This is a genomic window from Mycobacterium sp. E3339 (genome assembly GCF_001666915.1).
In the GTDB taxonomy this organism is placed as follows: Bacteria; Actinomycetota; Actinomycetes; order Mycobacteriales; family Mycobacteriaceae; genus Mycobacterium.
Genome location: NZ_LZIZ01000194.1, coordinates 1 through 12,198 on the forward strand (window position 1 = coordinate 1; position 12,198 = coordinate 12,198).

Consider the following 12,198-nt stretch of genomic DNA (forward strand, 5'->3'; position numbering starts at 1 on the left):
GAGCCGGTGCAGCAGCGTGGACTTGCCGTGATCGACGTGCCCGGCGGTGGCTATGACGAACAGTTACGGTCCGCCGCAACTGGTTCCGGGAGCGGTCAAGCCCGGCATCATCCCGCTGCGACCGCTGACCTTGGGTGACATCTTCAACGGCGCGGTCGGCTACGTCCGGGCCAACCCCAAGGCGACGTTGGGGCTGACCGCCATCGTGGTGGTGATCATCCAGATCGTCACGAAGGTGGCCGTCTTCGGGCCGTTGGCGGCCTACGGCCGGTTTTCGAGCGGCCACGGCAAGGAGCTGACCACTGGAGTGATCGGCGCCTGGTTCACGTCGATGGGCGCCGGCGTGGTGGTCGCCTGGCTGGGCGGCATGCTGCTGTCGGGCATGCTCACCGTCATCGTCGGGCGGGCGGTGTTCGGGTCGCCGATCACCATCGGGGAGACCTGGGCCAAAATCCGGGGCCGGCTGCTGCCGTTGTTCGGTCTGGCCGTGCTGGAAGGCGCCGCATTGGCGGTGGTCGCGGGCCTGGTGGCGGTGATCGTCGCCGTGCTGGCGGCGATCGGCAGCACCGCGGCGGTGATCATCCTGGGACTGCCACTCGCGCTCGCCGTGATCGCGTTGGTGGTGTGCCTGTACACGCTGGTGTTGTTCGCGCCCGTGCTGATCGTGCTGGAACGGCTACCGGTCCTCGACGCCATCACCCGATCGTTCGCGTTGGTCCGCAACGGCTTCTGGCGGGTGCTGGGCATCCGGGTGCTGACCCTGCTGGTGACATCCGTCATCGCCGGCGCGGTCGCGGTGCCGTTCAACATCGCCAGCCAGATCTTCATGGTCAGCACGTCCACCGCGGGTTTCGTGGTGAGCACGGCGATCGCGTCGGTGGGCGCGGCGATCGGCGAGATCATCACCGCGCCTTTCAATGCCGGCGTCATCGCGCTGCTCTACACCGACCGCCGCATGCGCGCGGAGGCCTTCGACCTGGTGCTGCAGACCGGCGCGGCCGGCGGACCGTACGCGGCCGCCTCCACCGACGACCTCTGGCTGACCCGGCCGGTCTGAGGACGAGTGACACGGTGCCCTCCATCGACATCGACCACGATGCCGCCCATCAGGCCGCCCAGGACGAACTCAACAAGCCGATCTACGCGAAGGGCTCGGTGGGCCAACAGGTAGCCGAATGGCTGAACGAGGTGCTTTACCGGCTGCTGCAGAAGACCGCCCACCTGCCGGGCGGATGGCTCACGGCCACGGTGCTTTTCATTCTGCTGGGGATCGCGCTGGTGGCCGCCGTTTACGTCGGGCGGCGCACGATGCGCACCAACCGCGGCGGCGACTACCAGCTGTTCGAAGCCGCGCAGCTCACCGCGGCCCAGCATCGCGCGACCGCCGAAAACTATGCGGCACAAGGCGACTGGGCCGCGGCGATCCGCCACCGGCTGCGCGCGGTCGCCCGCCAGCTCGAGGAGACCGGCGTCCTCAACCCGGCGCCGGGCCGTACCGCCAACGAACTGGCCTCCGACGCCGGCGCCGCATTGCCCCATCTTGCCGGTGAATTATCGCGGGCTGCAACGGCTTTCAATGACGTCACCTACGGAGAGCGACCCGGGACGCAGGGCGCATACCAGATGATCGCCGACCTCGACGACCACCTGCGGTTCCGCTCGGCGGCCGGGACCGGCACACCGGTGCACACCGCCACGCCCGACTCGTGGGCGCGGGTGCGGTGATGGCCACCATCGGCCGTCGCGAACCCACCGCCTCAACGGCGGTGCAGCGCTGGCGATCCGGGCGCTGGGTGGTCCTCACGCTGATCGTCCTCGCCGTCATCGCCGGCGTCGATGCCTACCTGACCGCCCCGCGGCCCGGCCCGCGGATGGATCCGGCGTCGACGAGTCCCGACGGCACCCACGCGCTGGTGGCGCTCCTGCGCGACGGCGGCGTCGACGTCGTGGTCGCCGGCAGCATCGCCGACGTCGAACGGGCGGCGCGCCCCGACGCGCTGATCCTCGTGGCCCAGAGCCAGTATCTGACCGACCCGCTACTGGATCGGCTGGCGAAGGCGCCCGGCGACCTGCTGCTGGTGGAACCGACGGCGCGCACCCGCGAGGCACTGCTGCCCGGCGTGCGCGTCTCGGCCGCCGACAAGTTCGACTCCGACCCCGATTGCACGCTGCGCGAGGCCATCCGGGCCGGGCCGGTCCGATTCGGGCCCAGCGACACCTACCACGCCACCGACGGCCGGGTGATGACCCGTTGTTACGGCGGCGCGCTGATCCGCTTCCGCGACGGCGGCCGAACCGTCACCGCGGTCGGCAGCACCGACTTCCTGACCAACGGCGCGCTGTTGGAGGCCGGCAACGCCGCCCTCGCGATGAACCTCGCGGGCGCGCGGCCGCGGCTGGTCTGGTACGCGCCGCACCGGATCGAGGCTGAATCACCGCCACCCGGTTCGATTTCCGACCTCATTCCGGCGAACGTCACGTGGATCGTCTGGCAGCTCTGCCTGGTGGTGCTGCTGGTCGCGCTGTGGCGGGGCCGGCGGCCCGGCCCGCTGGTCGCCGAGGAGCTGCCCGTCGTCGTGCGCGCGTCGGAGACCGTCGAGGGCCGCGGTCGGCTGTACCGTTCGCGCCGCGCTCGCGATCGCGCCGCCGCGGCGCTGCGCACCGCCACATTGCAGCGGCTGCTGCCCCGGCTAGGCCTGAATCTCGGGGCGTCGGCGCCCGCGGCGCCGGCCGCGGTGGCCGGCCGCAGCGGGGCCGATCCCGCATTCGTTTCCTACCAGCTGTTCGGGCCACCCCCGGCGACGGACCACGATTTGCTACAACTTGCCCGTGCGCTTGACGACATCGAAAGGCAGGTCACACGGACGTGACACAGTCTCCTTCCCCCGCCCAGACCCCCACCGCCGAGGCGGCGCGAGATGCGCTGCTGGCGTTGCGCGGTGAGCTCGCCAAGGCCGTCGTCGGACAGGAGGGGGTGGTCAGCGGCCTGGTGATCGCGCTGCTCTGCCGGGGCCACGTGCTGCTGGAAGGCGTTCCGGGAGTGGCGAAGACGCTGCTGGTGCGGGCGCTGGCCGCCGCGCTGCAATTGGAGTTCAAGCGCGTGCAGTTCACCCCCGACCTGATGCCCGGCGACGTCACGGGCTCACTGGTTTACGACGCGCGGACCGCCGCGTTCGCGTTCCGGCCCGGGCCCGTGTTCACCAACCTGCTGTTGGCCGACGAGATCAACCGGACCCCGCCGAAAACCCAGGCCGCGCTGCTCGAGGCGATGGAAGAGCGTCAGGTCAGCGTGGACGGGGTGCCGCAGCCGCTGCCCGACCCGTTCATCGTCGCCGCGACGCAGAACCCCGTCGAGTACGAGGGCACCTACCAGCTGCCCGAGGCACAGCTGGATCGCTTCCTGCTGAAACTGAATGTGACTCTGCCGCCCCGTGATTCGGAGATCGCCATCCTCGGGCGGCACGCCCAGGGCTTCGACCCCCGCGACCTGTCGGCGATCAAGCCGGTGGCCGGGCCCACCGAGCTGTCCGCCGGGCGCGACGCGGTGCGGCAGGTGCTGGTCGCCGACGAGGTGCTGGGCTACATCGTCGACATCGTCGGGGCCACCCGCTCGTCGCCCGCGCTACAGCTGGGCGTGTCGCCGCGCGGGGCGACCGCGCTGTTGGCCACGGCCCGGTCCTGGGCGTGGCTGTCCGGCCGCAACTACGTCACCCCCGACGACGTCAAGGCGATGGCCCGGCCGACGTTGCGGCACCGGGTGATGCTGCGCCCCGAGGCCGAGCTGGAAGGGGCCACCCCCGACGGCGTGCTCGACGGAATACTGGCGTCGGTTCCGGTGCCGCGCTAGTGATCCTGACCGGACGCACCGGCCTGGTCGCGCTGATGTGCGTCCTGCCCATCGCGCTGTCGCCGTGGCCGGCAAGGACTTTCGGCGTTCTGTTCGTCACGCTGGCGATCGCGGTGGCCGCGGACGTCGCGCTGGCGGCCAGCACCCGCAAACTGCGCTACATCCGGTCCCCGGACCGCTCCGCCCGGCTCGCCCAACAGGTGGACGTCGGGCTGTTGATCCACAATGACGGCCGGCGGCGGTTTCGCGGCCAGGTTCGCGACGCCTGGCCGCCCAGCGCCGGCGCGCAGCCCCGCATCCACCCCGTGCACATCCCGGCGGGGCAGCACCAGCACGTCCAGTCCCGGCTGCGACCCGTCCGCCGCGGCGAGCAGCGCGCGAAGGTGGTCACCGCCCGGTCCATCGGCCCACTGGGGCTGGCGGGACGGCAGAGCTCGCAAGCGGTTCCGGGCCTGCTGCGGGTGCTGCCGCCCTTCCTGTCCCGCAAGCACCTGCCCGCGCGGCTGGCCAAACTGCGCGAGATCGACGGCCTGCTGCCGACGCTGATCCGCGGGCAGGGCACCGAATTCGACTCGCTGCGCGAGTATGTCGTCGGGGACGACGTGCGGTCGATCGACTGGCGCGCCACCGCGCGCCGCGCCGACGTCGTCGTCCGCACCTGGCGACCCGAACGCGACCGGCGCGTGGTGATCGTGCTCGACACGGGCCGCACCGCCGCGGGCCGCGTCGGCGTCGACCCGACCGCCTCCGACCCCGCGGGCTGGCCCCGGCTGGACTGGTCGATGGATGCCGCCCTGCTGCTGGCGGCGCTCGCGTCGCGGGCCGGCGACCACGTCGACTTCCTCGCCCACGACCGGGTCACCCGGGCCGGCGTGTTCGGCGCCTCGCGCACCGAACTACTCGCCCAGCTCGTCGAAGCGATGGCCCCCCTGCAACCCGCGCTGCTCGAACCCGATTGGACCGCAATGGTTTCCGCCATTTCGCGGCGGGCGCGCCGGCGGTCGCTGGTGGTGCTGCTGACCGACCTGAACGCGACCGCGCTGGACGAGGGGTTACTGCCGGTGCTGCCGCAGCTGTCGGCGAAACACCACCTGATGGTGGCCGCGGTCGCCGACCCGCGGGTAGACCAGATGGCCGCCGGGCGCTCGGATCCCGCCGCCGTGTACGACGCCGCGGCCGCCGAACGGTCGCGCAACGACCGCCGCGCGATCGCCACGCGGCTGCGCCGCGGTGGGGTGGAGGTCGTCGACGCCCCACCCACCGAGCTCGCGCCCGCCCTGGCGGACCGCTATCTGGCGATGAAGGCCACCGGGCGGTTGTAACCGCTTCAGCCCGTGGGGATCACGTCGGGCGCGTCTTCGATGTCGCCGGTCTCACCGGCCCTGGCCGCGCGGCGACCGAAGTACACGATGTAGAACAAAAACGCCGCCTCGGCGACGATCCCGATGCCGACCCGAACGAAGGTGGGCAGCGGCGAAGGCGTTACCAGCGCCTCGATCAACCCCGAGACCAGCAGGACGCCCACCAGCCCGATCGCCACCGACACGACGGCGCGGCCCTGTTCGGCCAGCACCTGTCCGCGGGGCCGGTCGCCGGGCGAAATCACCGACCAGCCCAGCCGCATCCCCGCCGCCCCCGCCAAAAACACCGCCGTCAGCTCCAGCAGCCCGTGCGGAAGCAGCAGCCCGAGCAGCAGGCCGCCCTTGCCGGCCTGGAACATCAGCCCGGAGATCAATCCCAAATTGGCGGCGTTCTGGAACAGCACGATCGGGATCGGCAGCCCCAACAGGACGGCCAACGCGATGCATTGCGCGGCCACCCAGGAGTTGTTGACCCAGATCTGCAGGGCGAACGCGGCGGCGGGGTGTTCGCTGTAGTAGGAGGCGATGTCGTGGTTGACCAATTGCTCGATGTCGCTTGGCGTTCCGACGACCGACTGCACCTCGGGACTGCCGGCCACCCAGAACGCGATGACGACGACCACGGCGTAGAAGGCCACCGCGGTGCCCAGCCACCACCGCCAGGACCGGTACGCGACCACCGGGAAGGACACCGTCCAAAACCGCGTGAAGGTGCGGGTCAACGGCGCGTGGGCGCCGGTCACCACGGATCGGGCGCGCGCGACCAGGCTGGAGAGCCGACCGATCAGCAGCGAGTCCGAGGAGGCCGAGCGCAGCATCGACAGGTGGGTGGACACCCGCTGGTACAGCTCGACGAGTTCGTCGACCTCGGCGCCGGTCAGCGAGCGACGCCTCCCGACCAGCCGGTCGAGGCGGTCCCAGGTACCGCGATGGGCCAGCACGAATGCGTCGACGTCCACCCTGCGCAGCCTAATCGCCCTGTACCGTTCGGTGTTATGTCGGAGGTGGTGACCGGCGACGCCGTCGTGCTCGATGTACAGATCGCCCAGTTGCCGGTGCGGACGCTGAGCGCGCTGATCGATATCGCCGTGCTCGTCGTCTGCTACGTCCTCGGGCTGATGTTGTGGGCCGCCACGCTGACCGAGTTCGACCCGGCGCTGAGCACCGCGGTGCTGCTGATCTTCACGGTGGTGGTGATCGTCGGTTATCCCGTGGTGCTCGAAACGGCAACGCGCGGACGCTCGGTGGGCAAGATCGCGATGGGGCTGCGGGTGGTGTCCGACGACGGCGGCCCAGAACGCTTCCGGCAGGCCCTGTTTCGGGCGCTCGCGTCGGTGGTGGAGATCTGGATGCTGTTCGGTAGTCCCGCCGTCATCTGTAGCCTGCTGTCGCCCAAGGCCAAGCGGGTCGGCGACATCTTCGCCGGCACCATCGTCGTCAACGAACGCGGGCCCCGGCTGGGTCCCCCGCCGGTGATGCCACCCGCGCTGGCCTGGTGGGCCTCGTCGCTGCAGCTGTCCGGGCTATCCCCCGGGCAAGCCGAGGTCGCGCGCCAATTCCTCTCGCGCGCAACACAACTCGATCGGCAGTTACGCCAGCAGATGGCATATCGCATCGCCGGCGACGTGATGTCCCGCGTCGCCCCGCCGCCTCCGCCCGGCGCCCCGCCGGAGCTGGTGCTCGCGGCCGTGCTCGCCGAACGGCACCGCCGCGAGCTGGCCCGGCTTCGGCCCGCCATGCCGCCGGGCCCCGCGCCGTGGCCATCCTGGCCGCAACCGCAGGCGGTCCCGTGGCCGGAGCAGGCGCCACCCGCGCAGGCGCCCCCCGCGCAGGCGCCCCCCAATCCCGCGCCGGGCGGTTTTTCGCCCCCGGGCTGACGGCGGCTAACCGGAGACGCTGAGCGCCATGAGGGCGACGTCGGCGATCAGCAGCGCCCACCCGAACAGCGGAACGGCGATGCCGCCGCGGCGCTTCGCGGTGAACAGCGAGATGACGATCACCACGACGGCGACCGCGGGTGCGCCGTAGAACGCGACCCCGAAATCGATACCGCCGCGGCCCAGGTTGGGGCAACTGCGGTCGGCGCAGCCGGCGGTACTCATCACCGCGCCGAGCGCGAACAGCATCACGATGGCCGCGGCGGGCACGGTGGCCAGCGCCAGCGCCCAGTTGACCCACGGCCACACGTTGCGGCTACCACTTCCGCGACCGCTGTCACCCTGCCCGGGGCCGGTCGCGGCGGTCCCGCTGCCCACCGCCAGGTTGGAGTTATCGGCGTTCATCCCAAAGTTCCTACCCGCCGCCTGCGCGGCGCAAACCGCCCCGGCCGTCACAGCCGGAAACGCGTCGGCGCAGGTCAAGGGCATCGCGGCGGCGGCGCGCCGCGATTGCCGCCGACCAGACGTTGCATCGCGATAGTTTTCGATATATCGTGATATTCCGTAAGCGTGCAGATCGCGCGCTTCCCCGAGAACGTGAGGACTACAACCATGAGCAACCCATTCACACCCCCCAACGGACCGTTCGCCGGTGGATTCGGCTTCGCCCCCGGCCCGGCGCAACGGCGCGCCCTGCACGGCGCCCGCCGGCAGGCCCGGCGCGAATTCATCGAAAACCTCCGCGACCAGGCGGGTGACCACGGATTCGGCCCGGGTTTCGGACCCGGCTTCGGCCCCGGCTTCGGACCCGGGTTCGGCCCGGGATTCGGCTTCGGTCCGGGCGGCAGGCGCGGCGGATGGCGCCGTGGCGGCCCCGGCCGCGGTAAGCGCGGCGACGTCCGCGCGGCCATCCTGGCGCTGCTGGCCGAGCGGCCGATGCACGGCTACGAGATGATCCAGCAGATCGCCGAACGCAGCAACGGGCTCTGGAAGCCGAGCCCCGGCTCGGTCTATCCGACGCTGCAGCTGCTGACCGACGAGGGGCTGATCACCGCCAGCGAGAGCGAAGGCAGCAAGAAGCTGTTCGAGCTTACCGACGAGGGCCGCGCGGCGGCCGAGAAGATCGAGACCCCGCCGTGGGACGAGATCGCCGAAGGTGCCGACCCGGGTCAGATGAACCTGCGGGCCGCCGTCGGCCAATTGTTCGGCGCGGTCGCGCAGTCCGCGCACACCGCCACCGCCGAGCAGCAGCAGCGCATCGTCGAAATTCTCAACAACGCCCGGCGCGAGGTCTACGGCATCCTCGGCGAGGACTGAGCCCCGACCCGCAGCGGACCCTGGATCAGGACACGTCGACCCAGTCCAGGGTCCGCTGCACCGCCTTGCGCCAACCCTCGTAGCCGGCCGCGCGCTCCTCGTCGCTCCAGGCCGGCGTCCAGCGCTTGTCCTCGTGCCAGTTGGCGCGCAGGTCGGACGGGTCGGCCCAGAACCCCACCGCCAACCCCGCCGCGTAGGCCGCGCCCAGCGCGGTGGTCTCGGCGACCACCGGACGGACCACGTCGACGCCGAGCACATCGGCCTGGATCTGCATGCACAGGTCGTTGCCGGTGACGCCGCCGTCGACCTTCAACACCTCAAGGCGCACACCGGAATCCGCCGCCATCGCGTCCACCACGTCGCGGCTCTGGTAGCAGATCGCCTCCAGCGTCGCGCGGGCCAGGTGCGCGTTGGTGTTGAACCGGGACAACCCCACGATCGCCCCGCGGGCGTCGGAGCGCCAGTAGGGCGCGAACAGCCCGGAGAACGCCGGGACGAAATACACCCCGCCGTTGTCGGCGACCTGGCGCGCCAGCGACTCGCTCTGCGCGGCGCCGCTGATGATGCCCAGCTGGTCGCGCAGCCATTGCACCGCGGCCCCGGTGACCGCGATCGAACCCTCAAGCGCGTAAACGGGTTTGGCGTCGCCGAACTGGTAGCAGACGGTGGTCAGCAGCCCGTTGTCGGATCGCACGATCGTTTCACCGGTGTTGAGCAGCAAGAAGTTTCCCGTGCCGTAGGTGTTTTTCGCCTCGCCCTCCGACAGGCACACCTGGCCCACCATCGCCGCGTGCTGGTCGCCGAGGACGCCCGTGACCGGCACCTCGCCGCCGACCGGCCCGGTCTGCGCCGAGACGCCGTACGGCTGCGGCGACGACGACGGGGCGATGGACGGCAGCATCGCCCGCGGGATCGAGAAGAACGACAGCAGCTCGTCGTCCCAGTCCAGCGTCTCCAGGTTCATCAGCATGGTCCGGCTGGCGTTGGTCACGTCGGTGACGTGCACGCCGCCGCGCGGGCCACCGGTCAGATTCCACAGCACCCAGGTGTCCGGGGTGCCGAACAGGGCGTCACCACTCTCGGCGGCCTCCCGCACCCCGTCGACGTTCTCCAGGATCCACTGCAGCTTGCCGCCCGAGAAGTACGTCGCCGGCGGCAGGCCCGCCTTGCGGCGGATCACCTCGCCGCGGCCGTCCCGTTCCAGCGCCGACGCGATCCGGTCGGTGCGGGTGTCCTGCCAGACGATCGCGTTGTAATAGGGCCGGCCGGTGCGCCGATCCCACACCAGCGTGGTCTCCCGTTGGTTCGTGATACCAAGCGCGACAATGTCTTTGGCGGACAGATTGGCCCGATTCAACACCGACAACAGCACCGAGGAGGTGCGCTCCCAGATTTCCACCGGGTCGTGCTCGACCCAGCCGGCGCGGGGCAGGATCTGTTCGTGCTCGAGTTGATGGCGCGCCACTTCGGCCCCGTCGTGATCGAAGATCATGCAGCGGGTGCTGGTGGTTCCCTGGTCGATGGCGGCTACAAACTCGGGCACGTCAGGAGTCCATCACGGTCTGCCCCACTCGACAAGCGGCCGCGCTGCTTGCGTTACCGCGGGCAACCCTGTTCCATCGGCGGTGTGGGCGAAGAGGTCAAGCGCACCACGTACGACAGCGCGCAACGGCGGGAATACCAGCGCAAGCTCGAGCTTTGCCTGGACGTCCTGGAAACGATGCTGGCGCGGTCCCACTTCGACTCCGACCGGCCGCTCACCGGCATGGAGATCGAGTGCAACCTCGTCGACGCCGACTACCAGCCGGCGATGTCCAACCGCGACGTGCTGAACGCCATCGGAGACCCGGCCTTCCAACCGGAATTGGGTGCCTACAACATCGAATTCAACGTGCCGCCCCACGCCCTGCCCGGTCACACCGCGCTCGATCTGGAGGGCGAGGTGCGGGCCAGCCTCAACGACGCCGAGATCAAGGCCGGCACGGGCGGGGCGCACATCGTGATGATCGGGATCCTGCCCACCCTGATGCCCGAACACCTGGCCACCGGCTGGATGAGCGACTCGAGGCGGTACGCGGCGCTCAACGAATCGATCTTCACCGCCCGCGGCGAAGACATTCCGATCGACATCTCCGGCCCCGAGCCGCTGAGTTGGCACGCCGTGTCCATCGCGCCCGAATCCGCTTGCACCAGTATCCAATTGCACCTGCAACTGGCGCCGGAAAGGTTCGCCGCCAACTGGAACGCGGCCCAGGTGCTGGCCGGCCCGCAGCTGGCGCTGGGGGCCAACTCGCCGTACTTCTTCGGCCATCTGCTGTGGTCCGAGACCCGCATCGAGCTGTTCACCCAGTCCACCGACACCCGGCCCGAGCGGCTCAAGTCGCGGGGCGTGCGGCCGCGGGTGTGGTTCGGCGAACGGTGGATCACCTCGGTCCTGGACCTCTACCAGGAGAACATCCGCTACTTCCCGCCCCTGCTGCCCGAGGTGTCCGACGAGGACCCGGCCGCCGAGCTTTCCGCCGGGCGGGCGCCGCGGCTGTCCGAAATGCGGTTGCACAGCGGCACCGTGTACCGGTGGAACCGGCCGGTCTACGACGTGGTCGAGGGGCGCCCGCACCTGCGGCTGGAGAATCGGGTGTTGCCGGCCGGCCCGACCGTCGTGGACATGGTGGCGAATGCGGCCTTCTTCTACGGCGTGCTGCGCGTCCTGTCCGAGGAGGACAACCCCGTGTGGCACGGCATGGATTTCGCTGCGGCGCAGGCGAATTTCCTCGCCGCGGCGCGCAACGGCATCGATGCCCGGCTGCATTGGCCGGGCCTGGGCGAGGCTGCGGCGACCACGCTGGTGCTGGACACGCTGCTGCCGATCGCCGACGAGGGACTGCGCCGCTGGGGCATGGACGCGCAAGTGCGCGACCGCTTCCTCGGTGTCGTCGAGGGCCGCGCCCGAACGGGCCGCAACGGCGCCAGCTGGCAGGTGTCGACCGTGCGCGCGCTCGAAGCCGGCGGGATGACCCGCCCCGCCGCCTTGGCCGAGATGCTGCGCCGCTACTGCGAGCACATGCACGCCAACGAGCCGGTGCACACCTGGGAGTCGCGGGTAGGTTGAAACCATGACGGGCGATCAGGTCATGGACTGGGACAGCGCATACCGCGAGCAGGCGCACTTCGAGGGCCCGCCGCCGTGGAACATCGGTGAGCCGCAACCCGAACTGGCCGCGCTGGCCGCCGCCGGGAAATTCCGCAGCGACGTCCTGGACGCGGGCTGCGGGGTCGCCGAGCTGTCGTTGGCGCTGGCCGCGCAGGGTTACACGGTGGTGGGCGTCGACCTCACGCCGACGGCCGTCGCGGCGGCCACCGAGGCCGCCCGGGAGCGCGGCCTGACCACGGCCAGCTTCGTCCAGGCCGACATCACTTCGTTCAGTGGTTATGACGGCCGGTTCTCCACGATCGTCGATTCCACGCTGTTCCACTCGCTGCCGGTCGAGGGCCGCGACGGTTACCTGAGCTCCATCCACCGCGCGGCCGCGCCGGGGGCCGGCCTGTTCGTGCTGGTGTTCGCCAAGGGCGCCTTTCCCGCCGAGATGGAGCCGAAGCCCAACGAGGTCGACGAAGACGAACTTCGCGCCGCAGTGAGCAAGTATTGGGAGGTCGACGAGATCCGGCCGGCCCACATCCTGTCGAACGTCGTCGAAATCCCCAACGCGCCTTTCGAATTCCCGCCGCACGAACGCGACGAGAAGGGCCGAATCAAGATGCCCGCCTACCTGCTGACCGCGCACAAAGCGGACTGATC

11 protein-coding genes and 1 pseudogene are annotated in these 12,198 nt (G+C 70.6%); 9 read left to right on the forward strand and 3 right to left on the reverse strand.

The window, feature by feature from the left end; genetic code table 11:
- Positions 1–40: 40 nt before the first annotated feature.
- The 5 genes and pseudogenes from A5702_RS17690 to A5702_RS17710 all read left to right on the forward strand — a co-directional run.
- Positions 41–1,057 (forward strand): annotated as a pseudogene (locus A5702_RS17690) (hypothetical protein); the annotation flags it as partial.
- A 14-nt stretch (positions 1,058–1,071) separates the two neighbouring features.
- Entirely contained in the window at positions 1,072–1,725 is a 654-nt protein-coding gene (locus A5702_RS17695; protein WP_068222273.1) for a DUF4129 domain-containing protein, read from the forward strand.
- Positions 1,725–2,870 carry a DUF4350 domain-containing protein gene (locus A5702_RS17700; RefSeq protein WP_068222329.1) on the forward strand — a complete coding sequence of 382 codons (1,146 nt, stop codon included), beginning with the start codon at positions 1,725–1,727 and terminating at the stop codon, positions 2,868–2,870. Before A5702_RS17695 ends, A5702_RS17700 begins: the two co-directional genes overlap by 1 nt.
- On the forward strand, positions 2,867–3,847 hold the full coding sequence (locus A5702_RS17705; RefSeq protein WP_055399904.1) for a MoxR family ATPase: 981 nt from the start codon (positions 2,867–2,869) through the stop codon (positions 3,845–3,847). The genes A5702_RS17700 and A5702_RS17705 overlap by 4 nt, the downstream gene beginning before the upstream one ends.
- Entirely contained in the window at positions 3,847–5,169 is a 1,323-nt protein-coding gene (locus A5702_RS17710; protein WP_055399902.1) for a DUF58 domain-containing protein, read from the forward strand. Before A5702_RS17705 ends, A5702_RS17710 begins: the two co-directional genes overlap by 1 nt.
- A 5-nt stretch (positions 5,170–5,174) precedes the next feature.
- On the opposite strand, the gene A5702_RS17715 is transcribed toward A5702_RS17710, so the two are convergent.
- Positions 5,175–6,167 carry a stage II sporulation protein M gene (locus A5702_RS17715; RefSeq protein WP_055399900.1) on the reverse strand — a complete coding sequence of 331 codons (993 nt, stop codon included), beginning with the start codon at positions 6,165–6,167 and terminating at the stop codon, positions 5,175–5,177.
- Between the two features lie 36 nt (positions 6,168–6,203).
- Here A5702_RS17715 and A5702_RS17720 point away from each other — a divergent pair, with 36 nt between their 5' ends.
- On the forward strand, positions 6,204–7,085 hold the full coding sequence (locus A5702_RS17720; protein ID WP_055399898.1) for an RDD family protein: 882 nt from the start codon (positions 6,204–6,206) through the stop codon (positions 7,083–7,085).
- A 6-nt stretch (positions 7,086–7,091) separates the two neighbouring features.
- Here the strand turns inward: A5702_RS17720 and A5702_RS17725 are convergent, their stop codons facing one another.
- A complete protein-coding gene (locus tag A5702_RS17725) occupies positions 7,092–7,490 on the reverse strand; it encodes a hypothetical protein (RefSeq protein ID WP_055399896.1) in 399 nt (132 codons plus the stop codon).
- A 207-nt stretch (positions 7,491–7,697) separates the two neighbouring features.
- Here A5702_RS17725 and A5702_RS17730 point away from each other — a divergent pair, with 207 nt between their 5' ends.
- Entirely contained in the window at positions 7,698–8,402 is a 705-nt protein-coding gene (locus A5702_RS17730) for a PadR family transcriptional regulator (RefSeq protein ID WP_055399894.1), read from the forward strand.
- Between the two features lie 25 nt (positions 8,403–8,427).
- Here the strand turns inward: A5702_RS17730 and glpK are convergent, their stop codons facing one another.
- Entirely contained in the window at positions 8,428–9,894 is a 1,467-nt protein-coding gene (glpK, locus tag A5702_RS17735) for a glycerol kinase GlpK (RefSeq protein ID WP_055399958.1), read from the reverse strand.
- A gap of 135 nt (positions 9,895–10,029) precedes the next feature.
- On the opposite strand from glpK, the gene A5702_RS17740 reads away from it, so the two are divergent.
- Positions 10,030–11,511, forward strand: a complete 1,482-nt coding sequence (locus A5702_RS17740; protein ID WP_068222276.1) for a glutamate--cysteine ligase — start codon at positions 10,030–10,032, stop codon at positions 11,509–11,511.
- A gap of 4 nt (positions 11,512–11,515) precedes the next feature.
- Positions 11,516–12,196, forward strand: a complete 681-nt coding sequence (locus A5702_RS17745; protein ID WP_067819464.1) for a class I SAM-dependent methyltransferase — start codon at positions 11,516–11,518, stop codon at positions 12,194–12,196.
- Positions 12,197–12,198: the final 2 nt, after the last annotated feature.